Genomic DNA, 23,513 nt, shown 5'->3' with positions numbered 1-23,513 from the left:
CTTATCAACTAAAGGGATCACCAAATGAAAAAAATCATGATAACGGCTCTATTGGCTTTGTTTCTATCGGGATGTGATAACAGTCCACCAGCACCCTACGGATTTAAGTGGGGGCAATCGGTGGAGGAAATTCAAAAGCTAAACTTAGATGGTGAAGGATGTAAGTTCCCAGTGTGTGAGGTAACCAATACTCCAAGCGGAGTTACAGGATCAACGGTTTTAATATTTAATAAAAAACTAGGGTTGGTTCAAGTATTACGCTCAGAGGCATTGGGTGAAACAAGCCAACAAGAAGTAATGAAGAAATTTAACAATGCGGTTGATGAGGTGAATGTAGCGTATGGTGATCCAACAAATAAAATAATTAAAATTGAGGATGAATCAAACTTTATTGCTTGCCTAAATAAAATAGGGTGTAGCAAGATAAAGGCTGAATACGACAAAGAAGGGTACAAAGTGTTAGTTTCAGTTGGTATTAGAGATAAAGATGGTAAATTAGCCATTCTAACCAACTATGCAAAACCTCTAAACTAGAAAACACCTAAAAAACAAAAGCCGACCTTGAGTCGGTTTTTTTGTTGTCTTAATACCATCAAAGCCAAAATAATTAGGAAATATTTCTATACTTTCGATTATTTATAGCAATATATTGTTGTTTATTTTTTGCTCTGGATTATAATTGTAGTGTATATAATTACAGGGTGGGTAAATAATCATGGATAAGCAAAAAAGAACCTTCAAGGCAGTGTCAATTGAAAGCGACATAGTAGATCGCGTTAAAAAATTTAAAGAAAAACAGGGTGAAAAAGATGTTTTCATTCAACGAGCGCCTATTAGCCAATTGATTCAAGGGCTATTAAGTGATGCCTTACAGCGTGAGGGGTTCTAATGGAAAAGTTACAGCAGTTAGCAAGCACCATAGCTCAGATTTATGTTGATGGGCTAAAAGCGGAAACGGGAACAACATTAGTGACTTATAACGGCATTACAGGCGAAGTGATCCCTGAATTGCTGGCGGCAGGGCTATTTGATAATGCGGTATCGATCGTTAAGTCTCGCGGTGAGTCGTTCGACGTTGAGAGTAAGGCCTGTGATTTATTGCTCCCATATTTGAATGTATTCACTAAGCCATACTCCATCACAGATCAGTGTATTTACGTGATTGGCGAAATGACACGTTTTGCATTACGTGACGGTAATGTCAGTGGCTTATCAGCCGTGCATTAATTAGAGGGAACAATTATGACGTATCACGGTGAAGGTTATACAATAGACATACATGGTGAGACTGAGAGCTTGCTTGAAGCGAATAAAGCGATTAGAGAAACAAAGCGGAAAATGGCTGAAATGGGTAAGCAGGCTGATGATACGTCGAAAGCCTTTTACCGTTTCGATAAAACAGCAATGGCCGTTTCCAGTACGTTAAAAATGCCTGAAATTAACCGATTATCACGTCAAATGAGCGAGTTAACGGGGCAAATTGGCGCAGCGTCAGCCGCAACAGATAGAGCGACTAGTGCGAATGCGCGGTTTACAGGGGTAATTAGTAATGTCTCTGGGTTATTAGGTGTGGGGTATATTTCTAACATTGGCAGTGCGACCTCTTCACTCTTACAGCACACTCAAGGGGCGATTAACGCCACACAAGCCGAGGTTTCACATACTCGCGCTATTCAAATGAAAGCACAGGCATTACAAGCCGCAGCCTCCCAAGAAGTCATTAACGCTAGAAATCTGACAGTATCCGCACAAGCCGAGTTAAAAGCGGCTCAGGCAGCGTTAGAGCACGTTTATTCACTAGAAGCAGCTAATGATGCCAAGCAGCGTGATTTAGAGTCACTGAGAGCACGGCAGGCGGTACAGCTCAAGGATGCCGAAATAACCTATCAAATGGCAGCGAGTGAGGAAAATCTACAACGCGTCACCAAAGCCAGCAACGCCCTACACGCCACAGAAACCAAAATCAAAACGCATTTAGCCACAACAGGGAAAGAAATTGCGCGTGTTGAGGCTCAAGTTGCTAAAGCGAAAGAAGTTGAAGCCAACGCAACCCATAAATTAAATGCGGCATTAGCATTAGAGCAAAAAGCGAAAGCCACACTAGCAACCACAACGGACGCAGTGACCGTAGCCAATAACCGCGCAGCACAAGCCGCTAAAACTCAGTCTATCGCTATGCAAGGGTTACGGGGCGCAGTGGGATTGTTAGGTGGTCCTACTGGTGTATTCTTTTTAGCTGCCGCAGGTGTTTACGCGCTGTATAACGCCATGAACGATGACACCGCAACTAAAGAGTTTAACGACAGGGTAGATCAGTGGATTGACAAAATTGACGAACTGTCAGCAAAACAGGCGCGCGTTGTGGCTAACCGCTTAGGCGAGAAAATAGCGGAAACAACCACAGAGTTAGACGGACAGAAAAAAAGCCTTGAAGCCGTAAATGTGGATCTCAGAGCCCATAGAGAAGAACTTGGCAGAATTGAAAAGGCAGTTAATAAACTTAAAGAACAAGATGGAGAAATAGGCTCTACTTATGCGCTAGACAGCTATGTTGACGCAATCAAGGAGCTGACTAAAAAACAGCAGCAATATGAGCTACTTATTTCTGAAGGTGAGCAAAATATTCGACGCTGGACGGTATCGCAAGGTAAAGCCGCTGATATTGCTAAGGTTAGAGCGCAACAAACAGATGAACTGACCAGAGCCGATTTAATCTACCAACGCCAAGCTAAAGGCGTTATTGATGCTAACCAACAAGTAGCCCGATCACTGGAATTAGGCAGCGAGGCAGCGGTTAAGAAAGAGCAGGCTATCAAAGAGCTGGAAAAGGCATTGATTGCTGATGGCTTTGTTAAAGACTCTGAAATATTTAAACAGAAAATCCAAGAATTAACGGATGAGTTTGATAAAAAGGTCAGTTTGAACCTTGCTAACTCGCTTACTGAGATTGAGCAGCGCACCCAAGCCCTCACTATTGGCATGAAAGACGGTAAGCCGGCACTGGATGAATACAACGCCTCGTTACTTCTTATGCAAATGGGATTACAACAAGGTTCAGCAGCCTACAATACCGAACTCCCGAAAGCTATTGAAGCCATACGCAAGTTACGTGAAGCCCAAGAAGCCGCACTTAGCAGTAAATCAAAAGGTAACAGGTCAGCTAAAGCCGCCAACCAAGCGAATGAAGCGATAAAACGTCAGAGTGAGCAATTGGGCCACACTGAAAAAACGCTATGGATTACTGGAAAGCGGCGCAGCCGATGTTAACCGCGAAATGGCAATCTATGAAGCTGTTCAGCGACTAGGAGCACAGGCAACAGAGAAACAAAAAGCGGCTATCTCAAAAGAGGCAGCGGAACTGTTTTGACCTCAATCAGCGCGTGAATGATTTTTATTGCGGCTCAGGAAATCACCCCAGAATTAAAACTGGCGCATACCTTTGGTGAGGAAGTGAAAACCCTCAAGCGTTTGTTAGATGAGGGATTCATCAACAAGGAAGATTTTGAGCGCATGGGGCGTGAGGCGATGGTGTCATTTAATCAGGGAATGACCGATATCAAAATCAATGCCTCAGTGGAATTACATTGAGGAGAACCGCGCTAAATTTGACCCGATTCAGGCATTGGCTAATGAGCATACTCAGAAGTTGGCCATGATGAAAGAATACAAGGCGCAAGAGTTACAAATACTTAATGAAGCCTATGCAAAACAACAAATTAGCCATGACCAGTTCACCGCATCCAAAGCGGCAACTGACGCACAATATCAGCTACTCAGAACCGCAGCAGAGAAAGAGTATCAACAGCAGCAGTTAGCGGCACAATGGGAGCTAATGAGGCAGCAGAACCTAGGCTATGAAATGTTGGCTTCAGCGGTTGATTCTCTGGCGGGTAATGTTTCAAACGTCATGACAGGGTTAATCACTGGCTCAATGGATGCGTCAGAGGCGTTGCGTTCGTTAGGTAATACGATGCTAAACAGTGTTGTAAATTCCATTGCTCAGGTTGGTGTGGAGATGCTTAAAAACTTCATTCTGACCAAAACAATTGGCGTTGCTTCACAGGCAGCGAACGCAGCGGCAGCAACAGCAGGAGGGGCGGCAGCATTAGCGGCATGGACACCAGCAGCAATCGCGGCATCAATCGCAACAGGCGGAGCCGCATCAGGAACGGGATTATCAGCCTATACAACCGCACAGGCCGCAGGGAAAGCTACGTCTATGTCAATGATTGGCTTTGGTGGTGGGCGTTATAACGGTGGTGCGGTCGATGCAAATAAAATGTATCGATTTGGTGAAGGTGGTAAGCCTGAAATATTCCAAGCCGCAGGGAGAAATTACCTTTTACCAGGAGAAGGCGGTAAGGTTATTCCTAATCGTGATATTGGGGGCGGTGGTGTGCCTAATGTTGTTATCAATGTGAATAACACCGTTGCGAGTGCTCAGGTTGAATTTGGTCAGCCACAATATGACCCAAGGACAAACACGATCACGCTTGATGAAATTATTCATGAAGTGATGAACGGTGGGAAATTAGATGATGCTTTACGTCATGCTTATGGGTTAGGCAGAAAGGCAAGAGGCAGCTTTTAATTTTAATGGGGCAGATTTCTGCCCTTTAGTTTTATTGGAGTACAGCAATGATAAAAGTGAAAGTCTCTAAGAGAAGAGGTCGTAATCAATCGTTCCAGCAATATTGCCAACATGTAGAGCAACGCGTATCACGCGCTATGCAGCGGTTTCTTATCGATGCTGGAGCGCAAGCCGCAGTCTATACGCCTATCGATACATCAACATTGATTAATAGCCAATTTCGTACAGTTACAGTTAACGGCACAAGAGTAACGGGGCGTATTGGTTACTCCGCCAGCTATGCCGCGTATGTGCATGACCCGAAAGTTAAGCAGAAGTTTAAGCGCCCAACGGCTAAAAAAGAGTTCCTGAAAAAAGGTGTAGAGGAAAAATTACCCAATTTAGCTAAGTATATTCAGGAAGAATTGAAGCGTTAACTTTGATGATTTAGATACCAGTACGCGCGAGGGGGAAATATGCAGAAAACAATCAAAAAGAAAACCAACCGTTATTTTTAATGATGTGCCGACAACGCGCCTAATCGTGACGTGTGAGCAGTCAGTGATTGATATGGTAGATATTCACATTAGAGCCGATAGAGTGACTAGGGGCAATCGTGCGGAGTTTGTGAGGCAAGCAATTATTGAGAAGCTACAGCGTGAACTTTGATGATTAACGGAGCAGTACGCGCACGCGAGACTGTAAACCTTTGACGATTTAGTGACACGCTAGGAATGATGATTTTCGGGCACGTTAGGAATGATGATTTATGTACATCGTAGAGAGTGCTAATGTAGATAGAATTATTTGATTTTAGGGTGATAAATAAAATGGAAAATGTAAATTTCTATCCTTGGGTTGGCGCTAATTATGAAAACAGTATGTTTGGTATAAAAATACTCATACTTGGTGAGTCACATTACGCTGAAAATGATGATGAGCCAGATAGTGACTGGACTCAACATGTTATAAAACATAATGCCCAAGATCATCCCCAATGCGTTTTTTACTAAAATTACTAAAGCTGTATTAGGGCTATATAGTGAAGATGAACTATCAGAAGATACACGTTCTAATTTTTGGGAACATGTAGCTTTCTACAATTATGTACAGGGTATTGTTGGAGAGTCAGGGCGAATTAGGCCAACAACTGAAATGTGGGAAGCAGCAGAAAAAACCGTTTTTAGCCGTTGTAGAATCATTGAAACCCGATGTAGTTATAGTGTTAGGCTCTATGTTAGGTGAATGGGTTACTGCGTTAAATGATAATGTTAAAGTAGCCTATTTGTATCATCCATCTAGCGGCTATTTTAATTATGAAGGCGCAATACCAGCAATTAAGAAAGCAATGGGTGATGCTAAACGCGAAAGTAATTCTTAATGTTTTTCTAATGCCAAAATCCTAAGAAATCCTAAGATTATTTCAGGTAAAATCTTAAGGTTTCTTAAGGGTAAATGATAACATTTGATAACATATTTCAGTCCAATGCCACCTCACGAAACCTCACGCATTAATCCTAACAAATCCTAACGTTTTAGACTTATTGATATGGCAGCTAACATACCGATAAATAGATAATATTGAGTGAAATATCACACTGCGAATTGATATCAAAATTGCGCACTAAAACTGCGAACAAAAGTGCGAATTTCCCAGTTGGCCATGAAGTGGGAATGTAGTATTAAAGCCGCTTTCTGTCTGGTTTTGTTCAATGATGACCTGTTATCAATTGTTATGGTTCATTGTTGAGAAATGTTAAGGTTGTTCGCAGTTTTCAACTATATAAAACTACACGTTGAACTTAGTAAAACTTAGTAATCATTCGCAGTTTGATATGTATCGGAATGTATCGGTAAATTGCGCACTAGATGATAAGTTTTGATAAGGTCTCGTGCGCAAGTAAATTACTATCTTTGATGTTAATAAACGCAATTACGGATGTTGATTTTATTTAAAAAAGATGGCGTAAATTCCATAAGCAGCTAAAGCAAGAAATAAGTAAAATACAAATTTAACTTTCTTTTGTGTGACCCTTTTATTGATAACGCAAGTTTCATCAAAAAAATAGTTAATAAATTCAGGCTCACTTATTCCAATATCTCCGTCATTTAGCTCAATTGATTCCATATACTTTAAACTGGCTATTTTATCAGTTGAAGAGTTAGTATCATCTAATCTAACTTGGTCATTGATAAAAGCATTCCAAGCCATTATCCGAGACATTCTCTCCCCCGAAGTATGGCAAGACTCAATCTCTTGTAGGCGTAAACGATAGGCTTTATTTATTTTTTCAATCCCATAGATTTCAGTATTGTTCATTTTGAATCCCTTAAGTTGCTACAAGTAGACAAGTGACAGATGTTTGATATAAATATTTACTTATAACAATCAGAAACTCAACTTGTACGAAATATCCTTGTGACGCTTCCATGCTGAATAAATATCTTTATCCCACGCTTTACCGCCTTTAGTCTGATAGCCAGCCTCGTTAATTCGCTCAGCTATAATGCGTCCGTTATCTATACCCTCTGACAGCACCAAATTAACCACAGAAACGACAGCAGACTCATTATAGGTATAAGGTGGAATATCAGCCTTGCCAGCAATCAAAGACGCCACAGACGATTCTAGGCGTTCCACCAGCGACAGCATACGAGCATCAGGATTACTGTCTGGGCGGTTTAACTTCTCTTTGATAGCTGAGACTATCCACGCTGTTTTATCGGTACCAGAGTTCGATACAGCATCATTAAACAGGGCTTGCAATTCAGCAGGTAAACGAAAGGCAATAAGATTAGATTTGCTCATGATAATAGTCCGTTATTAGCTCAGTGAGTGTTTATTATATCAGCGTATAACGATGTTATACAGATTAGAAAATGTAAAATTGCTGGTGGATTTAACGAGTAATTGTATAACTTAATATAACAAAGTTAGGGTAACTTACTGTAAAACAAGCAAAGCGTATTATTGCGTCTTGTAACTGACTGAATACATGGCAAAGCTCAAATTTGAGCGCAATATAATTTTACCAATAGAATCAATCGGCTCATTTTTGAGCCTGTATTTATCAATAGAAACAATGCCCTCAAAATTGAGGAGGGTTAACGATTGTGATTATGGCCATAGTCGGAAAGGGTGACAGTTGAAATGCTACCCTTGATACTGAGGACAGCTTGAAATGAAGCTCTCATATCAAAACCACAAATTAGTGCCTTTAGCCAAAGTAGCTAAGTATTAGCCTGTACAGCTAATCATCCAAAAAAAACACGGTGTAGTTATTTTGATGTCAAAAAGAATCGCAGTAATAACGTACCGAAATGGTACTAATATAAACCACGGTGGTACTATGGTGTTGCTATAGTGATTGTAAGGTATCCGTTTTGGTATCCACCGAAAAGGCTATATTTTACTGGATACTCCCTCCACTGAATGTTGACAATTGTTGACATCAGAACCAGACAAAACCAGACATCGTGTCAAACAAATTTATAAGCCCCGTCAAAAATTAAATAGGTACGCAGTAGGTATGTGTTTAATTCTCGCATTTCGCTATAATTAAATAAAATCATGATGTTATGGAAAAGTACGCAGAATGGTACGCAGCAAAACAAGGGGAATAAGTTTTGACTAGTCTTGACGGATATAACTTGGTTGCCACTGTAAAACATAACCTATTGATTTATCCGAGACCGTCACTTTGGGTTCGCCATGAGATAGCGTATTTTAACCTGTGAGCGTGGTTGCCATTTTGACGGTTGCCACTCTGGCTGCCAGCAAAACAGCATGTTTTATGCTAGTGGATTGATGGGCTTTGATTGTTCCAATTCAGCACAACCAAGGTATAGCTATAATCACAACACCTTTGAGGTATAGCCATGTTACAACGTGAAGCAATAGAAGCCGTTATGATGGAGTTAGCCCACCAGCAAGGGCAATCACTTAACGGACGCGATAGGCTGGCAATTAGAACAGGTGTAGCCCAGACAATACAGGCTAAAGAGCGTCACAGACGCAGAATGACAGCACCAACCTACCAATGGACTAAGCCAGCACCGAAACGATGATAGGTTGCCTTGAAATCAAGGGCACTTAAGGCGGTCGAATAGGACTCCTTGAGATTAAGGAGTCATGAGGCTCTGAAATTGGAGGCTCGTCACTGGCTGGCAATATTCTAATCATGGCCATGAGATAAAAGTAACCACTCTGGTAACCACCAAAAGTAACCACTCAGGAATGGTTACCGATGGTGATTAATCCCACAGTGCAAATAATCACTCTGAATAAATATCAATAACTTAAACTATGCTACCCTCATTGATGAGGGAACCAAAATAAATGTTACCGCAATATTTTAAAATTGATGTTGCCCTCACTAATGAGGGAAAGATAGGTCGCGACAATAACGAACTACGGCAAGGTTAAACGGGGATGTTACGGGGAGGTTTCCACAATGGTTTCCAGTGAAAGCGCGCTTTAGCAAATGGAAACTAACACTAAGGTTACGCTAAGATTTCAGGAGGTCAAATTGACCGTTTGTAGTTACATCAATGAGTTGTGGCAAGGCGAGAGGTCACTGTGACCACTTTTAATAAAAACAATGAGTTGCCATCTATTACCATTGGTCACTGAAACGATGACCAATGAGCGTTAATCTGGTTTTGTGACAGAATTAAATGTTATCAATCAGTTATATTTTGATTCCGTCGATTTAACGGAATTAAGTATAATCAACAGCTTATATCTACATACGGGATTATCCCGTATCATCATGGATAAATTAACGTTTAGATCACCCCTAGAAATTAGAATTATTATCCGATCTTCCAGAGTCCCACTAGCATTATATTTTAACCACTGGCTTATATTGTGATGGTATCAAGATGAATAAACCAGAAATGAGAAAAGCAAAATCAATCAGGATCACCTCATCAGGAACGGTAATAAAAGCCCCTGAGCGAGTTAAAACAGCCACAGGTAAAGTTATGGCCACAATGACTATTCAGGTTGAGAGTGACAAGCGTAGCCCGTACCCATTAAAGATAGTGGCATTCGATATTAACGCGCTGGAGCTAATGACCTGCCAGAAAGGAAACAAAGTAACTGCTACAGGTCGTTATGAATGGTTTAATGGTTATCAGCTAACAGGGGCGCAGATAGTTACTGGTTAGTAAATGTTAGTATCAATAAGTCGATTTGAAATCGAAAAATCTAAAGAGGGCATTTCACCTCTTTAAGCTAACCCACAATTAGTTGCCTACCTTTAACTAACCCGAAAATATCGGGGCAGTTCGAATAAGTCCACCAGCCTACCTATTCTATTTTGTACACCTCATATTGAGGTGCGCAAATAATCACTGCCGTCATTTAAATCTCACAAGTGTTAATTTTACAGTTCCGTTTGAAACGGAGTCGTGAAAAGACGGGTAAGGTTATTTCTGGTTGGTGTTTCATTATCTGCAATAAAATTGCCATTGATGATATTTATGCAATGCTGGTGGCATTGGGAATACTGAAGCCTGAACCTCTTAATTTTTGAGTCACAAAATAAAAAGGGGGCATAATTGGGGGCATGATACGAAATTGAATGAATTTAATGCGTTTATAATCAGTGTATTATGTATTTATATTGAATCCTGTAGGGCGTACCATTCTCAAGTATTTCAAAGTCTACAACAGTCTATAAAACCCTTATAAAATCAGTTATCACAAGAAATCATAGTATTCCAAGGTCTAGTCACGTCTATTGAAATCTACAACTATGTGGGGGCATAATTGGGGGCATTACCCCGTTCAATGAAAATCGGTGCCCCCAAATGAAGCTAACAGCCAGACAAGTAGATACTTCCAAGCCAAAAGAGAAAGCTTATAAACTTTCTGACGGTGGGGGCATGTATTTAGAAGTTGCTCCAAATGGCTCTAAGTATTGGCGTATGAAATATAGATATGCTGGTAAAGAGAAAAGGCTGGCTTTAGGTGTATATCCATCAATATCACTCGCACAAGCTAGGGCTAAAAGAGAAGAAGCCAAGCGCATATTAGCGTTAGGTGATGATCCATCGTTGGTAAAGAAAGCCGAAAAGCGAGAAAAAGAGTCTCAGGTCAATAATAGCTTTGAGAAAATCACGCTTGAATGGCATGACTATAAAAAGCCGAATTGGTCGCAAGGTTATGCTGATGACTTATTAGAAGCCTTCCAGAAAGATATCTTCCCTTATATTGGTAAAGCTAGCATTACAGAAATTAAGCCGCTAGATATGCTAGAGGTGCTTAGAAAATTAGAAAAGCGTGGTGTGTTAGATAAGCTAAAGAAGATAAGACAGGCATGTAACCAAGTATTCCGCTATGCAATTGTGACGGGGCGGGCGGAGTATAACCCTGCATCAGAATTAGCTGGCGCACTGTCTACACCAAAAGCAAAACACTTCCCCCATTTAAACGTTAATGAATTACCTGATTTTTTACAGGCACTATCTGTATGTAGTGGAAGTAAGATCACTCAAATTGCGACAAAGCTATTAATGATAACAGGTGTTCGTACTATTGAGCTTAGAGCCGCTGAATGGACAGAAATTGACTTTGATAAAGCTATTTGGGAAATCCCCAAAGAGCGTATGAAAATGCGTCGTCCCCATATGGTTCCACTCTCTACACAGGCGTTAGAATTATTCAGAGAAATACAAACCTTAACAGGGCGGTTTAAGTATATCTTTCATGGCAGGAATGATGCCTCTAAGCCGATGAGTGAAGCGGCAATAAATCAGGTCATAAAACGTATTGGTTATGATGGTAGAGCCACAGGCCACGGATTCAGGCACACAATGAGCACGATCCTACATGAACAAGGTTATAACACAGCATGGATTGAGACACAGCTAGCACACGTTGATAAGAACTCTATTCGTGGAACGTATAACCATGCTCAGTATATTGATGGACGTAGAGAAATGCTTCAATGGTACGCTGATTACATGGGAGCATTAGAGAACGGGGATAATGTTGTCCACGGTAACTTTAAACGTGCTTAAGTAGCCAGCGATCGAATACTGAACCAGACAGTAAAATGTCTGGTTTTTTTATGTTGGAACTGCTTGTTATTACAAAAAATATTTAAAATATTACAGAAGTTATCCACAATTACTATCTAATTAGTACACTTGATAATAAGCAGATATACGATAGACTTTACTTTAGTATTATTTAGTGGACGGTAATAGACCACATGGAAACTCAGGGAGATGAGGCGTGGACATATCTGCATATCGTGAATGGTTAAGCTATTCAGAAATAGTGACGCTTTTAGCGGATAAACAAGATATACAAGTATCTATTGGTGATATCGCAAGGCTCGTCGCAGACGAAGCAATTTCCCCATCTATATATTTTCAAGCCCCCACCCCCGCAAGAAAAGTTTCATTGAAAACTGTTCCATTATCGGTAGCACTTGATGATCCTGACGCATTGATAAAGGCTAATTTAGAAATGCTGAATAGTGACGCAGTAATGCCAGAAACTTTAATTCAGCATGCAATACCAATAAATAATGAGATAGTTAGAATTGATGGACTGTGGGATGCTATGTTTTGCGGTGTAATTAAACACTTCAATGAATGCCTTTATAGCCAGGGTGTTGGGCTTAATGAACCACTGAGAAGTTTATATGGCGTAAGAGGGATTGTATTAATCAAGGGTAATGACTTATATCAGGTATTATCCCCAGTTGATATTAGTGAGTCTTTAAAAATAGTAGAGGCTATGAAATTAGCTCATGCAGATCGTTTGAATCCCTTAGTTGACAAGCATATAGCGCAATTAACACATCTTCTCAATTTAGTTAATAATGGCGATTACGCTCATCAGCTTATGCCTTGTACAAGCGTACCGAGTGGCGCATTGCCTGTAATTAAAAAATCTAATATTTTAAAATTAACAAATAAAGGTGGCTGTAAAGCAGATAAAAAAGAGTCCCCTAAGACTATTAATGCTATGGCTCAATATATATATGGATTAACTTGTGTGAGATACGGGAAAGATATTGCAGATAACCCTCGCTCTCATATTGAAAGTCCAGTAGGGGTAATAAGAAAAGATTTTGATGCTCAGGGTCTTCCTTTGCCTAGTGGAAATACAGTTTCTGGCTGGCTTAAAAATATTGATTCGTAATATTACGAACTATTTTTGTCATATTACGAAAACCTCCAACCTAAAAAAGTATATTCCCTCTTGAGATCTACGGACGTCCACTAAGGCGTATCATTAACTAGATAACAGAGGGCATCATGCCAACAATTACAACCTTAAAAGAAAATCTCATTCGTTTACCTGAAGTAATGCGCCGTACAGGCTATGCTAAAGCGTGGCTGTATGTACTTATTGCAAGAAATGAATTTCCAAAGCCAGTAAAAATCGGTACTCGTTCTATTGCTTTCGTTGAGTCAGAAGTGGATGAGTGGGTAGCAAATAAGATTGCTGAATCACGTACTGGTGAGGTGGCATAATGGAAAAGAAAAACCACCCGTCACAGGTGGCTTCTCAGAATAACGTAGCATTGTCTATTCTACCAAAGAACCCACCGAAAAAAATCAAAGCATGGAAATATTTTTTATCTGCTTATAACGGTTCTACCGAAAATGATATTTTAAAATATTGTCGCTTATCATCAGGTCGTAATTATTTTTCAGAACTTGAAAGAAAGCTGGATATTAATTTAGAGCGTACTGACGAACCGAACCCAGACGGCATTGGATCACATTATCGTTATCGCATTCGTAGCCAGAAAGACGCGCAGAAGGTAATTAACCTCATCAACCAACGCGCCAATGCTGGCGGATATGAAGGCATTTCGAAATCACAATCTGAATTAATTTTGTCGCAGTACCCTACCGAATAATAAGGAAATAACAATATGAAAAATAAAATGACCGTAATGGGTCAGGGATTCGCTCACCCTGAAAACCACTCTAGCGATATTAAGGAATTATCTTTTGCTGAATTATTACCTATTTCACATATTAAAGTAGGCGGATTATCTTCTAGCGTAGTTAGTGCTCGTTCATTACATGAAGCGTTAGGAGTTGGACGTGTATTTTCAAGCTGGTTTAAATCCAGAACGGCTCAATATACATTTATAGAAAATACTGATTACTTTAATTGTGATGGTTCAATTAATGACCAATTAACACCCGAACGGGTGGAAATTAATAAAGTTGGTCGCCCTGAGTCTGATTACTGGATTACCACAAATACAGCTAAAGAATTAGCAATGGTTGAGCGTACCGAACAAGGCCGCTTAATCCGTCAATACTTTATCAAGTGTGAAGAAGCACTACACAAAGTCGCGCCAACAATTACCAAGCAATTACGCCATCAACTTAAATCACGCCTAAAAGTGGCCAGTTACTTTAAGCCGATGTGTTCAGCGTTAGAGCTGGCACGTATGGAGCAAGGCAAAAACACACTACCGCACCATTACACGACTGAGTCAAACATGCTGAACCGTATTGTATTAGGTGGACTTACGGCTAAGGCATGGGCGAAACAGAACGGTATTATTGGCAATCCTCGTGATGCTATGAGCGAGACGCAATTAGAGCACCTTTCATACCTTGAGCAGACCAATACAACGTTAATTGAGCTAGGTATGGACTATCACGCACGCAAGGACAAGTTAATCGGCTTATCTCAGAAGTGGTTAGCGCAACGTGTAGAGGTGGCGCAATGATTACCCTATGTTTAATAAAGGGTATTACCTACCAAGCAAATGATCCCCTACTGGCAGGTGGGGAGTCGGTTAAAATGGACGCCCTTTTATCCATCTTGAATCTAACTTCAAGTTATAGTCAATCAGACAAACTTTCGTCTGGTTACTCAGTCAATATTTTGGCTCAGTGCTCAGCTAAAACTTTAGCCGATGTATCAGCGAAAATTTACGCCAATCAATCACCCAAATTTACGGGAAATAAATCTGGGGAATATTTCTCAGGTTATAAATACGCTGATATTTTGCGCTACTCAAATTTGAGTCACTCAAAACGTGGAGAATTTACACCATTTGCTAAAGGTGATTTTTCTCACCTTTCTAAAGAGGAGAATTATCCTCATTGGCAAGGTTTAATCTGGGTCACTACACGAGGCGGAATTGAGTTATTAGACACCATAAAAAACGAAAGAATTGAGTTTTCGGAGTCCATAAAAAAGGGCAGCCAATCGGCTACCCTTGGAAACGTCGATATTGAATATCGAGCAAGTGAGAACTATCAACATAGCGATCATTTTGCAGTCAGTACAGATAAATACGAATGCTTAGTTAAAAACTTTGATGACAATCACTTTACTTTCCTACTCACTTTTGGCTATAGTAAAAACGCACTAGCAAAATCTAGTGTCAGGATTTGCACCCTGAATATACTAAAGGTGACACATGACGCGCCTTGCGTCTTTTTTTGTGTCTGTGCCTATGCACACCTACAATTTGCGGTATTATATCGCCCAAATTCAATGGTGATGCTGGCAGGGCAACCGAAAGGTTGGCTGGTTTCCTTTAGTACCAGTAGTGCAAACCCTGTCAGTGTCACCACCCCTATAGAGATTTGCACCTCTGGTGGTGACTCCTTAGATAAACTAAAGGAGATCATCGTTATGATGGCAGCCCCTACCCAAACTCAATTCAAATTTCTGTTTTTGAGCATTAAACGCTCAGATACTACCGCTAAACCTTGCCGCATTGCTGTTACAGCACCGAACGAGAACAGTGCAAGACTGATGCTTGTACGTGATTACATTCTGTCATTCGCTGGTCGCTTACCTGCTCAGGAGGTGGCTCATGCGTAACCCTCAACCTAATGACTTCTACACTCACAAAAATAATGGCGAAACCGTCAAAGTTCTATCGGTTCAATTCAACCGTGTGACCTTTCAGAGAGACGGCTTTGATAGTCCTGTCATTGTTCCATTAAGCCAGTTCAGCAACGAATACACCTATGCGGGGAGGGCTTAATTATGGCGGATATCACTATTCATCAAGCCGCTGAAAAGGCGCATCAGGTTGAGTTAATTAACCTACTCATTGAATCACACCCTCACCAGTTACAAGGCAGTGAAATATCCACTTTGGCTTCTCTTATGGCGAAGTTATCAGGTGATGTTTGTGTATTTCTTCAAGAGGAAATTGTGGCACAGGAGGCGAAAGCATGAGTATTTCACGCCTATCTGACGCATTGAACAAAATCCAACGCCTAGCAGAAGCCGCTTTGTCTTTATCAAATCAACGTGATGAAGCAGAACTAAAAATTCAGCTAATTGAAATTATCAGCAAGACAGCAGAAGAAGCCGTATCAGAGGGGGAAGCATGAGCAAGCCTATTCCATTAGACAGAGCCGCATACAAAGCGCAGCAAAACAATTCATTGCTTGCCGTTATCTTGGAGCAAGTGAGTAGTGATTGTTCGCGTGAGTTAATCGACCTCGTTTCTATTGCGTATGACTTCAACGCAGAAATATGCGAATCCCTCGAGGAGGCGACCAAATGAAAACAATTAAATTAAAAGTTGGTCACTTATCTACCTTGGAAGAAGTCGAGCATATCAACGAAGAACTCCAAGCGTTGTTAATCCCACTGTTAACGGCTGTAGAGAATGAGGCTGATACAGATACACATTTTCTACTGAGAGCAGTTAATCGCCTTGTATGTGCTCAAGGGAAAGAAATCACTAGGCTTGCGGAGGTGCTGAAATGAGACAGGTCACTATCAATGCCACCAGCTTAAGCCCATTCATGTATCAAGGTAAGCGAGTAGTGACCTTTGCCATGATTGACGAGGTACACCAACGCCCGAAAGGTACAGCAAAGCGCACATTCAACACGCATAAAAAGCACTTCATTGATGGGGTAGATTACTTTTTGCTCACTAAGTACGTAATACGTACCGAGTTGCCCGAACTGGAAATAGGCGGAAAAGCAAAAGAGCTAATGCTTATCACTGAGTCAGGTTATTTGATGGTTGCCAAGCCATTTACTGATGATTTGTCGTGGCAGGTTCAGCGTTCAATGGTTAACAGTTATTTCCGACTCTCTGAATTCCCAGAAATTAAACACATTCAAATACCCACGCTGGCGGAACTTGAAGCCATGCCAATTGGTGAGGCTCAGAACTTGATTAGCCGTTTAGAAGCTGACTCTTATCAAGGTCACGGTAGGCGCGGTAGTTATGCCATGAACCTACGTCGTAAGGAGAAAAAAGCACTTAAACCAATGGTAATTGCCATTGAGCAAGCCTCACAGCTACACATTCAGGATATGGGGGATTATCGCTCATGAGAACGTTTCAAATCGCAGGATATGGCACAACACCTAAAGGGTTAACGCTAGGTATTTGTAAGCAGGTGATATCTACCACCCAGAAAGACGCACAATCGCAAGTGATGCGAGAAGCGCAACGTGACGGTTTAACCGATATCCGAATTAACTATGTGCGTGAGGTGAAGTAATGAAGCAGGAACAAAAACGCGAAGTGGAAAGGTTACTGGAGCCGCACCAATCAAAAGTATTAATGCTAATCACCTTGCTTTCCACGTGGCTGGACGCAGAGGAATGCGACGAAACCAGAAACATGATCTGGGCAGTGTTGATTGTTGTTTATTCGATTAGGGATGAAATGAACGAAGCGGCAGAGGGAAAATAATGAAACTTAATTATTTTGACAGTGGCGCAGTCGCCAAAATCACCGTAACCAGCAATCTATTTCAATATAAAAAACATCGTCGGGTTGTGGATGCGGTACTACTTAAAGTCAATGTAAGAGCCAGCACAAAGCACGGTTTAGTGATTAAAACAGTTATTACAGGTAAATCCTCGCATGTGTTGCGAGCTTATAAGTTAGCGGTAGTGGAGGCGAACCGATGAATATTACAAACATTAACGCATTCGAGCACAGCGAACACGGTGTAATTCTCATTACTGACGCAGCTAACCAAGAAGCTATCAGCTATACCGAGGCATTGGACGCATTAAATGACGGTAGTTTTGATGGTCATTTATCAATGGGTTTTGAGTTGGTTTTAGCCATTAGCAAAGGTGAGGTTGAAGGCTTTTTTAAATCCACCATTGAGCAAACCGTCATTCTCTGGCGTTGGATTGTTGCCGCCTCTTTTGTCATGGAACAGGCCGACAATAACGGATTTCATCAAACCGATAACGGGAAAGGCGGAAAGATTACCGCAGCAGTGTATCGCAATGAACACGCAGCCTTAACTATTTATGCAGCAAGCGAACGTATGTTATTGGCAAACCACGTTGAGGGCGCAGCTTATGAGCATTACGAATCAGGATATGCCCCTGCTATGGCCATAAGAATGTATAGGGATTTTATCAATCTTGAGCCTAAACAAGGTTGCCGACTATCAGACCGAGGGCGCGAGGGATTATCTATTCTTCATGATGATCTCATTCGGGCGATAGAAGATGGTGAGTTTAGCAACACCGTAACCATTCATTAAAAGGACGTAATGACATGATAACGAAGAATTTTAAAGTTAATTCACTGGCGAATAGCTACGCAGCCGCTATTTATCACGATGTAACCACACGTAATGGCGGTGATTGGTTTCCGATGAATGTAGGCAATAAGGCCATTGAGGTTGCCATTATTGACGGTGTGAAAGGTATTCGAATGCTCGTCGATAGTTATTTGCTGGAAGCACTTAAACAGTCTGTTCCTATGTGGGAAACAACAGCCGTTAGTTTAATGGATCAGTGCGTGATTAATGGCTATATCACGGGTTACGGGCGCGAGGTTTGGCAAAGCATGATTAATGATATGGGCGACTCTTTAGCCGATAAGGGGGCGTTTCAATGAAACCGATTGATGTTATCCGTGAGGTGAAGCTGAAAGCTAACGGACAATGGCAAAACATATTATCTAACCTTGGGGCAGAAGTGCCCCTAAACACGCACACCGCTTGCCCTCATTGTGGCGGTAAAGACCGTTTTAGATTTGACGACAAAGACGGCAACGGCACGTTTATTTGTAACCAGTGCGGCTCGGGTGATGGGTTGGACTTAGTTCAGCGTGTTCTGGGGGGCAGCGTGACAGAAGCCGCTTATGAGGTGGCTGGCATGATTGGTATTGATACCCGTTCAGATAATCCACCAGCCTACCGTAGCCATGAGGTAAAAGCGCAACAGGACGCATTGAAAGCGCAGCAAGCCCAGAACCAAGCTAACGAGCAGGTAGAGAAGCATAAACGCTTTGCAGCGCGATACAGCCGCACAATTGCCAATGCTAAACAGGGTGAATCCGATTATCTCAAGACTAAAGGCTTTGATAGTACCACCGTGACCCTATTAACAGATGGATCGCTAATTATTCCATTGATGGACGCTGACGGCACAATCACAGCCGCACAGACCATTAAACCTAATGGCGAGAAACGGCTATTACTCGATAGTGCGAAGAATGGCAGCTATTACCCTATCAATGAGCCTGTAAATGTTTCTACGGTGATAATCGCTGAGGGATTGGCAACCGCCATGACGTGCCAGTTAATCCAACCAGAAGCGTACACAGTAGCGGCAATTGATGCGGGTAACTTAATTCATGTGGCTAAGGTGATGCGGACGAAGTACCCAGAGAGCCAGATTATCATTGCAGGTGACAACGATATTAAACCCGACCAATCAAACACAGGAAAGCTAGCGGCTGAAAAGGCAGCTAAGGCGGTTAATGGTATTGCTGTTTTACCGCCTACTGATGATAAAGCCGATTGGGATGATTATCGCTTATCACACGGCATTGAGGCAGCAAGACAGGCATTTAATGCCGAAGTGGATAAACAAGGAAGTAAGGTAATGATTGAGATTGATGTAAACCACAAAGCCCTTAAATCAGACCCCATGAAAATACGCATTGAATCACGCGACGACGGTGTATTTCTGGTTACACCTAAAGCGGACAAAGAAACAGGGGAGATCATCAATCATGAACAATGGTTATCTAACGCCATAAAACGCATTACGAAAGGCGTTAATGACCTGAATCAAAAGTATTTGATTTTCGAGTGGGGCAATAACAACGTTCAAGCTGTTCCGATGGGGGATATTGGCGAGCGTGAGGGCTGGAAAACGCTTAAAAATGCAGGGCTAATTGTGACAACTAAATCAGGGCTAAGACAGTCTTTATCTGATTGGCTCTTGCGCCAGAAATTCAAAGAGAATTGGAGTATCACCAATAAATCAGGCTGGCACAAAGGCGCGTACATCATGCCAGACGGCTCAATCATTGGTACACCTGAGCAACCGATATTTTTTAACGGGCAAAGCGCAGCCGCTACCGCCTACCAGACAAGCGGAACAGTAGAAAGCTGGCGGAATGATGTTGCACGATTGGCTAACGGTAATAGTTTTATGATGTTTGCGATTGGCGCAGCCTTAGCCGCACCGATGACGAGTATCACAGGGGCGGACAGCTTTGGTATTCACATTTACGCCCAATCGACAGCAGGGAAAAGCACCACCGCAGATATGGCCGTGAGCTTGTACGGTGATCCCGATTTGCAGCGTTTAACGTGGTATGGCACTGAATACGGCATGACTAACGAGGCTGTAGCGCACAATGACGGGCTTTTGTATTTGGATGAAGTTGGACAAGGGGCAGACCCTAAACACGTCTATAAATCAGCTTACACGCTGTTTAATGGCAAAGGCAAGATACAAGGCGCGAAAGATGGTGGCAATAGGCAGGTTCAAAGCTGGCGGACGGTGGCCATTAGTACAGGGGAAAAAGACATTGAAACCTTTTTATTAAATTCAGGTGTGAAAGTGAACGCAGGGCAATTAGTGCGATTACTAAATATCCCCATAGAACGCGCCACCGAACTACACGAATGTGAAACAGGGAAAGCCCACGCGGATTTAATCAAGGTGAATTGTCGTGATAGCTACGGGGCAGCAGGACGTTATTGGATTGAGTATCTATCGAATCATAAAGACGAAGCTAAAGAAGCCTACAGAGCCGCCCAGCAACGCTGGAATAAGTTAATTCCAAGTAGCTACGGGGAACAGGTACACCGAGCGAGCGACCGATTCGCCACGATTGAAGCCGCTTTGATTATGGGCCGTGTGATTACGGGGTGGAGTGAACAAGATTGTAGGGATGTAGTTCAAGCAATATTTAACGTATGGGTTGCAGAGTTCGGCACGGGAAACAAAGAGTATGAGCAAATCAAAGAACAAGCTGAGGCGTTTTTGAATGCTCACGGATTAAGCCGATTTGCCCCAATTCCTTATGATGTTAGGGATCTACCTATTAGAGACCTTGCAGGATATAGGAAGAAAGGCAGTAACGAGGATGACCCGATAATCTTTTATACCTTCCCGTCCGCCTTTGAGAAAGAAATCGCGGCAGGGTTTAACTACAAACAATTTGCTGAGGCGTTAAAAATGGCTGGCATGTTAACACCACCCACCAGTGGGAGAGGCTATCAACGAAAAAGCCCACGCATAGACGGACGGCAATTTAATGTTTACGTTTTGCAGTTCGCTCCAGATAGCACAGAAGAAGATAACAATTGAGCAACAACTAGCGGAGGGATGAAAATCTCATAATGTTTTTTTCATGTGCGTGATTTTATCGTTTTAGTGTCGGTTCAGTTGGTTCAGTAGATAAGTTTTATTGATTTATAAGGGAAAAATAGCATTTATTGAACCAACACTGAACCAACAAGAGGCTGTTTTGAACCGACAAAGTGGCATTTTGAACCAACACACAGAATTAAAGAGTTTTTCCACTGGATGGCATTTTTAAATTCGATGTTGGTTCATACATAGAAAATGTCGGTTCAAATCATGGGTATGTTGGTTCAGTATTTTTAAATAAATACTTTAAAAACAAGCATCTTTACAAATTGAACCAACTGAACCGACTGAACCAACACCTGATCGCGTATTTAATAGAAAAGTTTTTTTGAGGAAAAAGAAATCATGACCCGAGTGACTTTATCATTAAGAAAAAATAACAATAACGTAACAAATCCACCAGCGACGAACGCATCAAAAAGTATACAAGCTAAAACGCCACAGGAAGCACCACAGCAACCGAAGAAGAAAAACAAGGCAGATGTTCATGCGAAGAAGAAACAACACCGTATCGACCGTATAGCGAAGCATTGGACGCTATTCAGTGAACTAGAAGCCAAGCCGCTAATGATTGGCATCAAGGAAGCCATGATTGCAGAGGTTAAAGATAAAGGACTGGATATCCCAGAGAGCCACATTAAACAGGGATTACGGTCATACATCAGCCGCAAGGCTTATTTGAAAGCCCTTACTCTGGGCGGCAATCGGTTTGATATACACGGACAACCTAACGGAGAGGTTACGCCAGAACAACAAAGCATAGCGGAGAAAAAACTGATAGAGTGGCTAAAGAAATGATACAGGAGCCTTATGAAAATTATTTACAGAAGCAAAGGTAATCAAGATGTAATTGAATTGGCTTATACAATTTTTGAGCTTGATAAAATTAAATATGCCATGCAAGCCGTCAGGCGTATCGCTGACGTTAATGTCAAAACTTCAGGATTTATTTTTAGACGCATGGTTATTACAGGTACGCCAGATCAAATCAAAATTGCTAGAAAGGCTCTGATTAGGCGTTACAGATAGTTATTAGTTGAACACCGCCAAAGCATAAGCCGAGGCGGTTATGTATAATTGGCCTTATCAACTAAAGGGATCACCAAATGAAAAAAATCATGATAACGGCTCTATTGGCTTTGTTTCTATCGGGATGTGATAACAGTCCACCAGCACCCTACGGATTTAAGTGGGGGCAATCGGTGGAGGAAATTCAAAAGCTAAACTTAGATGGTGAAGGATGTAAGTTCCCAGTGTGTGAGGTAACCAATACTCCAAGCGGAGTTACAGGATCAACGGTTTTAATATTTAATAAAAAACTAGGGTTGGTTCAAGTATTACGCTCAGAGGCATTGGGTGAAACAAGCCAACAAGAAGTAATGAAGAAATTTAACAATGCGGTTGATGAGGTGAATGTAGCGTATGGTGATCCAACAAATAAAATAATTAAAATTGAGGATGAATCAAACTTTATTGCTTGCCTAAATAAAATAGGGTGTAGCAAGATAAAGGCTGAATACGACAAAGAAGGGTACAAAGTGTTAGTTTCAGTTGGTATTAGAGATAAAGATGGTAAATTAGCCATTCTAACCAACTATGCAAAACCTCTAAACTAGAAAACACCTAAAAAACAAAAGCCGACCTTGAGTCGGTTTTTTTGTTGTCTTAATACCATCAAAGCCAAAATAATTAGGAAATATTTCTATACTTTCGATTATTTATAGCAATATATTGTTGTTTATTTTTTGCTCTGGATTATAATTGTAGTGTATATAATTACAGGGTGGGTAAATAATCATGGATAAGCAAAAAAGAACCTTCAAGGCAGTGTCAATTGAAAGCGACATAGTAGATCGCGTTAAAAAATTTAAAGAAAAACAGGGTGAAAAAGATGTTTTCATTCAACGAGCGCCTATTAGCCAATTGATTCAAGGGCTATTAAGTGATGCCTTACAGCGTGAGGGGTTCTAATGGAAAAGTTACAGCAGTTAGCAAGCACCATAGCTCAGATTTATGTTGATGGGCTAAAAGCGGAAACGGGAACAACATTAGTGACTTATAACGGCATTACAGGCGAAGTGATCCCTGAATTGCTGGCGGCAGGGCTATTTGATAATGCGGTATCGATCGTTAAGTCTCGCGGTGAGTCGTTCGACGTTGAGAGTAAGGCCTGTGATTTATTGCTCCCATATTTGAATGTATTCACTAAGCCATACTCCATCACAGATCAGTGTATTTACGTGATTGGCGAAATGACACGTTTTGCATTACGTGACGGTAATGTCAGTGGCTTATCAGCCGTGCATTAATTAGA

Annotated in this window: 36 protein-coding genes; 34 read left to right on the top strand and 2 right to left on the bottom strand. The window is 41.4% G+C overall.

Annotated elements, in window-relative coordinates; translation table 11 throughout:
* The first annotated feature begins 24 nt into the window (after positions 1 to 24).
* The 9 genes from M1F05_RS15360 to M1F05_RS15320 all read left to right on the top strand — a co-directional run bounded on the left by M1F05_RS15360 (position 25) and on the right by M1F05_RS15320 (position 5,951).
* Positions 25 to 534 carry a hypothetical protein gene (locus tag M1F05_RS15360; RefSeq protein WP_230233016.1) on the top strand — a complete coding sequence of 170 codons (510 nt, stop codon included), beginning with the start codon at positions 25 to 27 and terminating at the stop codon, positions 532 to 534.
* Between the two features lie 181 nt (positions 535 to 715).
* Positions 716 to 889 carry a hypothetical protein gene (locus tag M1F05_RS15355; protein ID WP_004255410.1) on the top strand — a complete coding sequence of 58 codons (174 nt, stop codon included), beginning with the start codon at positions 716 to 718 and terminating at the stop codon, positions 887 to 889.
* The gene (locus M1F05_RS15350) at positions 889 to 1,227 is read left to right on the top strand and encodes a hypothetical protein (RefSeq protein ID WP_004906508.1); all 339 of its coding nucleotides are present in this window, start codon (positions 889 to 891) and stop codon (positions 1,225 to 1,227) included. Before M1F05_RS15355 ends, M1F05_RS15350 begins: the two co-directional genes overlap by 1 nt.
* A 15-nt stretch (positions 1,228 to 1,242) precedes the next feature.
* The gene (locus M1F05_RS15345; RefSeq protein WP_318825885.1) at positions 1,243 to 3,267 is read left to right on the top strand and encodes a hypothetical protein; all 2,025 of its coding nucleotides are present in this window, start codon (positions 1,243 to 1,245) and stop codon (positions 3,265 to 3,267) included.
* A 117-nt stretch (positions 3,268 to 3,384) separates the two neighbouring features.
* Positions 3,385 to 3,588, top strand: a complete 204-nt coding sequence (locus tag M1F05_RS15340; protein WP_318825884.1) for a hypothetical protein — start codon at positions 3,385 to 3,387, stop codon at positions 3,586 to 3,588.
* A 64-nt stretch (positions 3,589 to 3,652) separates the two neighbouring features.
* A complete protein-coding gene (locus M1F05_RS15335) occupies positions 3,653 to 4,591 on the top strand; it encodes a hypothetical protein (RefSeq protein WP_318825883.1) in 939 nt (312 codons plus the stop codon).
* A gap of 47 nt (positions 4,592 to 4,638) precedes the next feature.
* Positions 4,639 to 5,007: an HK97 gp10 family phage protein gene (locus M1F05_RS15330; RefSeq protein ID WP_239407323.1), complete on the top strand. Its 369-nt coding sequence runs from the start codon at positions 4,639 to 4,641 to the stop codon at positions 5,005 to 5,007.
* Between the two features lie 393 nt (positions 5,008 to 5,400).
* Positions 5,401 to 5,583 carry a hypothetical protein gene (locus M1F05_RS15325; protein ID WP_318825882.1) on the top strand — a complete coding sequence of 61 codons (183 nt, stop codon included), beginning with the start codon at positions 5,401 to 5,403 and terminating at the stop codon, positions 5,581 to 5,583.
* A gap of 107 nt (positions 5,584 to 5,690) precedes the next feature.
* Entirely contained in the window at positions 5,691 to 5,951 is a 261-nt protein-coding gene (locus M1F05_RS15320) for a hypothetical protein (protein ID WP_318825881.1), read from the top strand.
* A gap of 567 nt (positions 5,952 to 6,518) precedes the next feature.
* Here M1F05_RS15320 and M1F05_RS15315 read toward each other — a convergent pair.
* Together M1F05_RS15315 and M1F05_RS15310 are read right to left on the bottom strand one after the other, a co-directional pair.
* On the bottom strand, positions 6,519 to 6,890 hold the full coding sequence (locus M1F05_RS15315; RefSeq protein WP_126436657.1) for a hypothetical protein: 372 nt from the start codon (positions 6,888 to 6,890) through the stop codon (positions 6,519 to 6,521).
* A 69-nt stretch (positions 6,891 to 6,959) separates the two neighbouring features.
* Positions 6,960 to 7,379, bottom strand: coding sequence for a hypothetical protein (locus tag M1F05_RS15310; RefSeq protein ID WP_318825875.1), 420 nt, complete (start codon positions 7,377 to 7,379; stop codon positions 6,960 to 6,962).
* A gap of 1,070 nt (positions 7,380 to 8,449) precedes the next feature.
* Here M1F05_RS15310 and M1F05_RS15305 point away from each other — a divergent pair.
* The 25 genes from M1F05_RS15305 to M1F05_RS15185 all read left to right on the top strand — a co-directional run bounded on the left by M1F05_RS15305 (position 8,450) and on the right by M1F05_RS15185 (position 23,508).
* A complete protein-coding gene (locus tag M1F05_RS15305; RefSeq protein WP_036960459.1) occupies positions 8,450 to 8,638 on the top strand; it encodes a hypothetical protein in 189 nt (62 codons plus the stop codon).
* Between the two features lie 816 nt (positions 8,639 to 9,454).
* Positions 9,455 to 9,742, top strand: a complete 288-nt coding sequence (locus tag M1F05_RS15300; RefSeq protein ID WP_318825874.1) for a hypothetical protein — start codon at positions 9,455 to 9,457, stop codon at positions 9,740 to 9,742.
* 645 nt (positions 9,743 to 10,387) lie between these two features.
* Positions 10,388 to 11,599, top strand: coding sequence for a tyrosine-type recombinase/integrase (locus M1F05_RS15295; protein WP_102139360.1), 1,212 nt, complete (start codon positions 10,388 to 10,390; stop codon positions 11,597 to 11,599).
* 217 nt (positions 11,600 to 11,816) lie between these two features.
* Entirely contained in the window at positions 11,817 to 12,734 is a 918-nt protein-coding gene (locus M1F05_RS15290) for a hypothetical protein (protein WP_318825880.1), read from the top strand.
* A gap of 116 nt (positions 12,735 to 12,850) precedes the next feature.
* Positions 12,851 to 13,069: a helix-turn-helix transcriptional regulator gene (locus tag M1F05_RS15285; RefSeq protein WP_318825879.1), complete on the top strand. Its 219-nt coding sequence runs from the start codon at positions 12,851 to 12,853 to the stop codon at positions 13,067 to 13,069.
* A complete protein-coding gene (locus M1F05_RS15280; protein WP_318825878.1) occupies positions 13,069 to 13,461 on the top strand; it encodes a hypothetical protein in 393 nt (130 codons plus the stop codon). Before M1F05_RS15285 ends, M1F05_RS15280 begins: the two co-directional genes overlap by 1 nt.
* Positions 13,462 to 13,476: 15 nt before the next feature.
* A complete protein-coding gene (locus M1F05_RS15275) occupies positions 13,477 to 14,292 on the top strand; it encodes an antA/AntB antirepressor family protein (RefSeq protein WP_247047692.1) in 816 nt (271 codons plus the stop codon).
* Positions 14,289 to 15,401 (top strand): host cell division inhibitor Icd-like protein, encoded by a 1,113-nt coding sequence (locus M1F05_RS15270; protein WP_272574680.1) that lies wholly within the window; start codon positions 14,289 to 14,291, stop codon positions 15,399 to 15,401. Before M1F05_RS15275 ends, M1F05_RS15270 begins: the two co-directional genes overlap by 4 nt.
* Positions 15,394 to 15,567 carry a DUF4222 domain-containing protein gene (locus M1F05_RS15265; RefSeq protein ID WP_004265088.1) on the top strand — a complete coding sequence of 58 codons (174 nt, stop codon included), beginning with the start codon at positions 15,394 to 15,396 and terminating at the stop codon, positions 15,565 to 15,567. Before M1F05_RS15270 ends, M1F05_RS15265 begins: the two co-directional genes overlap by 8 nt.
* A 2-nt stretch (positions 15,568 to 15,569) precedes the next feature.
* Positions 15,570 to 15,764 carry a hypothetical protein gene (locus M1F05_RS15260; RefSeq protein ID WP_239407316.1) on the top strand — a complete coding sequence of 65 codons (195 nt, stop codon included), beginning with the start codon at positions 15,570 to 15,572 and terminating at the stop codon, positions 15,762 to 15,764.
* On the top strand, positions 15,761 to 15,922 hold the full coding sequence (locus M1F05_RS15255; RefSeq protein WP_004255433.1) for a hypothetical protein: 162 nt from the start codon (positions 15,761 to 15,763) through the stop codon (positions 15,920 to 15,922). The genes M1F05_RS15260 and M1F05_RS15255 overlap by 4 nt, the downstream gene beginning before the upstream one ends.
* On the top strand, positions 15,919 to 16,098 hold the full coding sequence (locus M1F05_RS15250; RefSeq protein ID WP_004255431.1) for a hypothetical protein: 180 nt from the start codon (positions 15,919 to 15,921) through the stop codon (positions 16,096 to 16,098). Before M1F05_RS15255 ends, M1F05_RS15250 begins: the two co-directional genes overlap by 4 nt.
* The gene (locus M1F05_RS15245) at positions 16,095 to 16,304 is read left to right on the top strand and encodes a hypothetical protein (RefSeq protein ID WP_181489827.1); all 210 of its coding nucleotides are present in this window, start codon (positions 16,095 to 16,097) and stop codon (positions 16,302 to 16,304) included. The genes M1F05_RS15250 and M1F05_RS15245 overlap by 4 nt, the downstream gene beginning before the upstream one ends.
* The gene (locus M1F05_RS15240) at positions 16,301 to 16,885 is read left to right on the top strand and encodes an ORF6N domain-containing protein (RefSeq protein ID WP_137019073.1); all 585 of its coding nucleotides are present in this window, start codon (positions 16,301 to 16,303) and stop codon (positions 16,883 to 16,885) included. Before M1F05_RS15245 ends, M1F05_RS15240 begins: the two co-directional genes overlap by 4 nt.
* Positions 16,882 to 17,055 (top strand): hypothetical protein, encoded by a 174-nt coding sequence (locus M1F05_RS15235; RefSeq protein WP_004265069.1) that lies wholly within the window; start codon positions 16,882 to 16,884, stop codon positions 17,053 to 17,055. The genes M1F05_RS15240 and M1F05_RS15235 overlap by 4 nt, the downstream gene beginning before the upstream one ends.
* The gene (locus tag M1F05_RS15230; RefSeq protein WP_004265067.1) at positions 17,055 to 17,249 is read left to right on the top strand and encodes a hypothetical protein; all 195 of its coding nucleotides are present in this window, start codon (positions 17,055 to 17,057) and stop codon (positions 17,247 to 17,249) included. Before M1F05_RS15235 ends, M1F05_RS15230 begins: the two co-directional genes overlap by 1 nt.
* Positions 17,249 to 17,470, top strand: a complete 222-nt coding sequence (locus tag M1F05_RS15225) for a hypothetical protein (protein ID WP_239407317.1) — start codon at positions 17,249 to 17,251, stop codon at positions 17,468 to 17,470. The genes M1F05_RS15230 and M1F05_RS15225 overlap by 1 nt, the downstream gene beginning before the upstream one ends.
* Complete coding sequence (locus M1F05_RS15220; protein WP_239407318.1) at positions 17,467 to 18,063, top strand: hypothetical protein; 597 nt, start codon at positions 17,467 to 17,469, stop codon at positions 18,061 to 18,063. Before M1F05_RS15225 ends, M1F05_RS15220 begins: the two co-directional genes overlap by 4 nt.
* 14 nt (positions 18,064 to 18,077) lie before the next feature.
* Positions 18,078 to 18,422, top strand: coding sequence for a hypothetical protein (locus M1F05_RS15215; protein ID WP_172767324.1), 345 nt, complete (start codon positions 18,078 to 18,080; stop codon positions 18,420 to 18,422).
* Positions 18,419 to 21,136: a TOPRIM and DUF927 domain-containing protein gene (locus M1F05_RS15210; RefSeq protein ID WP_239407319.1), complete on the top strand. Its 2,718-nt coding sequence runs from the start codon at positions 18,419 to 18,421 to the stop codon at positions 21,134 to 21,136. Before M1F05_RS15215 ends, M1F05_RS15210 begins: the two co-directional genes overlap by 4 nt.
* A 408-nt stretch (positions 21,137 to 21,544) precedes the next feature.
* Positions 21,545 to 21,997 (top strand): ProQ/FINO family protein, encoded by a 453-nt coding sequence (locus tag M1F05_RS15205; RefSeq protein ID WP_239407320.1) that lies wholly within the window; start codon positions 21,545 to 21,547, stop codon positions 21,995 to 21,997.
* A gap of 12 nt (positions 21,998 to 22,009) precedes the next feature.
* Positions 22,010 to 22,228 carry a tryptophan synthase subunit alpha gene (locus tag M1F05_RS15200; RefSeq protein ID WP_137019060.1) on the top strand — a complete coding sequence of 73 codons (219 nt, stop codon included), beginning with the start codon at positions 22,010 to 22,012 and terminating at the stop codon, positions 22,226 to 22,228.
* A 77-nt stretch (positions 22,229 to 22,305) separates the two neighbouring features.
* Positions 22,306 to 22,815, top strand: a complete 510-nt coding sequence (locus tag M1F05_RS15195; protein ID WP_230233016.1) for a hypothetical protein — start codon at positions 22,306 to 22,308, stop codon at positions 22,813 to 22,815.
* A 181-nt stretch (positions 22,816 to 22,996) separates the two neighbouring features.
* On the top strand, positions 22,997 to 23,170 hold the full coding sequence (locus M1F05_RS15190) for a hypothetical protein (RefSeq protein ID WP_004255410.1): 174 nt from the start codon (positions 22,997 to 22,999) through the stop codon (positions 23,168 to 23,170).
* Positions 23,170 to 23,508, top strand: a complete 339-nt coding sequence (locus M1F05_RS15185; protein ID WP_004906508.1) for a hypothetical protein — start codon at positions 23,170 to 23,172, stop codon at positions 23,506 to 23,508. The genes M1F05_RS15190 and M1F05_RS15185 overlap by 1 nt, the downstream gene beginning before the upstream one ends.
* Positions 23,509 to 23,513: the final 5 nt, after the last annotated feature.

The sequence above is a fragment of the Providencia sp. PROV252 genome (genome assembly GCF_033676005.1).
Classification (GTDB): Bacteria; Pseudomonadota; Gammaproteobacteria; order Enterobacterales; family Enterobacteriaceae; genus Providencia; species Providencia vermicola.
Note: the sequence above shows the minus strand (reverse complement) of the source record. Positions and strands in the feature narration are given on the sequence as shown.

Excerpts from the sequence above, each read along its gene's own strand:
- M1F05_RS15360 (WP_230233016.1), top strand. The coding sequence starts at position 25 with ATGAAAAAAATCATGATAACGGCTCTATTGGCTTTGTTTCTATCGGGA.
- M1F05_RS15355 (WP_004255410.1), top strand. The coding sequence starts at position 716 with ATGGATAAGCAAAAAAGAACCTTCAAGGCAGTGTCAATTGAAAGCGAC.
- M1F05_RS15350 (WP_004906508.1), top strand. The coding sequence starts at position 889 with ATGGAAAAGTTACAGCAGTTAGCAAGCACCATAGCTCAGATTTATGTT.
- M1F05_RS15345 (WP_318825885.1), top strand. The coding sequence starts at position 1,243 with ATGACGTATCACGGTGAAGGTTATACAATAGACATACATGGTGAGACT.
- M1F05_RS15340 (WP_318825884.1), top strand. The coding sequence starts at position 3,385 with ATGATTTTTATTGCGGCTCAGGAAATCACCCCAGAATTAAAACTGGCG.
- M1F05_RS15335 (WP_318825883.1), top strand. The coding sequence starts at position 3,653 with ATGATGAAAGAATACAAGGCGCAAGAGTTACAAATACTTAATGAAGCC.
- M1F05_RS15330 (WP_239407323.1), top strand. The coding sequence starts at position 4,639 with ATGATAAAAGTGAAAGTCTCTAAGAGAAGAGGTCGTAATCAATCGTTC.
- M1F05_RS15325 (WP_318825882.1), top strand. The coding sequence starts at position 5,401 with ATGGAAAATGTAAATTTCTATCCTTGGGTTGGCGCTAATTATGAAAAC.
- M1F05_RS15315 (WP_126436657.1), bottom strand. The coding sequence starts at position 6,890 with ATGAACAATACTGAAATCTATGGGATTGAAAAAATAAATAAAGCCTAT.
- M1F05_RS15310 (WP_318825875.1), bottom strand. The coding sequence starts at position 7,379 with ATGAGCAAATCTAATCTTATTGCCTTTCGTTTACCTGCTGAATTGCAA.
- M1F05_RS15305 (WP_036960459.1), top strand. The coding sequence starts at position 8,450 with ATGTTACAACGTGAAGCAATAGAAGCCGTTATGATGGAGTTAGCCCAC.
- M1F05_RS15300 (WP_318825874.1), top strand. The coding sequence starts at position 9,455 with ATGAATAAACCAGAAATGAGAAAAGCAAAATCAATCAGGATCACCTCA.
- M1F05_RS15295 (WP_102139360.1), top strand. The coding sequence starts at position 10,388 with ATGAAGCTAACAGCCAGACAAGTAGATACTTCCAAGCCAAAAGAGAAA.
- M1F05_RS15285 (WP_318825879.1), top strand. The coding sequence starts at position 12,851 with ATGCCAACAATTACAACCTTAAAAGAAAATCTCATTCGTTTACCTGAA.
- M1F05_RS15280 (WP_318825878.1), top strand. The coding sequence starts at position 13,069 with ATGGAAAAGAAAAACCACCCGTCACAGGTGGCTTCTCAGAATAACGTA.
- M1F05_RS15275 (WP_247047692.1), top strand. The coding sequence starts at position 13,477 with ATGAAAAATAAAATGACCGTAATGGGTCAGGGATTCGCTCACCCTGAA.
- M1F05_RS15270 (WP_272574680.1), top strand. The coding sequence starts at position 14,289 with ATGATTACCCTATGTTTAATAAAGGGTATTACCTACCAAGCAAATGAT.
- M1F05_RS15265 (WP_004265088.1), top strand. The coding sequence starts at position 15,394 with ATGCGTAACCCTCAACCTAATGACTTCTACACTCACAAAAATAATGGC.
- M1F05_RS15260 (WP_239407316.1), top strand. The coding sequence starts at position 15,570 with ATGGCGGATATCACTATTCATCAAGCCGCTGAAAAGGCGCATCAGGTT.
- M1F05_RS15255 (WP_004255433.1), top strand. The coding sequence starts at position 15,761 with ATGAGTATTTCACGCCTATCTGACGCATTGAACAAAATCCAACGCCTA.
- M1F05_RS15250 (WP_004255431.1), top strand. The coding sequence starts at position 15,919 with ATGAGCAAGCCTATTCCATTAGACAGAGCCGCATACAAAGCGCAGCAA.
- M1F05_RS15245 (WP_181489827.1), top strand. The coding sequence starts at position 16,095 with ATGAAAACAATTAAATTAAAAGTTGGTCACTTATCTACCTTGGAAGAA.
- M1F05_RS15240 (WP_137019073.1), top strand. The coding sequence starts at position 16,301 with ATGAGACAGGTCACTATCAATGCCACCAGCTTAAGCCCATTCATGTAT.
- M1F05_RS15235 (WP_004265069.1), top strand. The coding sequence starts at position 16,882 with ATGAGAACGTTTCAAATCGCAGGATATGGCACAACACCTAAAGGGTTA.
- M1F05_RS15230 (WP_004265067.1), top strand. The coding sequence starts at position 17,055 with ATGAAGCAGGAACAAAAACGCGAAGTGGAAAGGTTACTGGAGCCGCAC.
- M1F05_RS15225 (WP_239407317.1), top strand. The coding sequence starts at position 17,249 with ATGAAACTTAATTATTTTGACAGTGGCGCAGTCGCCAAAATCACCGTA.
- M1F05_RS15220 (WP_239407318.1), top strand. The coding sequence starts at position 17,467 with ATGAATATTACAAACATTAACGCATTCGAGCACAGCGAACACGGTGTA.
- M1F05_RS15215 (WP_172767324.1), top strand. The coding sequence starts at position 18,078 with ATGATAACGAAGAATTTTAAAGTTAATTCACTGGCGAATAGCTACGCA.
- M1F05_RS15210 (WP_239407319.1), top strand. The coding sequence starts at position 18,419 with ATGAAACCGATTGATGTTATCCGTGAGGTGAAGCTGAAAGCTAACGGA.
- M1F05_RS15205 (WP_239407320.1), top strand. The coding sequence starts at position 21,545 with ATGACCCGAGTGACTTTATCATTAAGAAAAAATAACAATAACGTAACA.
- M1F05_RS15200 (WP_137019060.1), top strand. The coding sequence starts at position 22,010 with ATGAAAATTATTTACAGAAGCAAAGGTAATCAAGATGTAATTGAATTG.
- M1F05_RS15195 (WP_230233016.1), top strand. The coding sequence starts at position 22,306 with ATGAAAAAAATCATGATAACGGCTCTATTGGCTTTGTTTCTATCGGGA.
- M1F05_RS15190 (WP_004255410.1), top strand. The coding sequence starts at position 22,997 with ATGGATAAGCAAAAAAGAACCTTCAAGGCAGTGTCAATTGAAAGCGAC.
- M1F05_RS15185 (WP_004906508.1), top strand. The coding sequence starts at position 23,170 with ATGGAAAAGTTACAGCAGTTAGCAAGCACCATAGCTCAGATTTATGTT.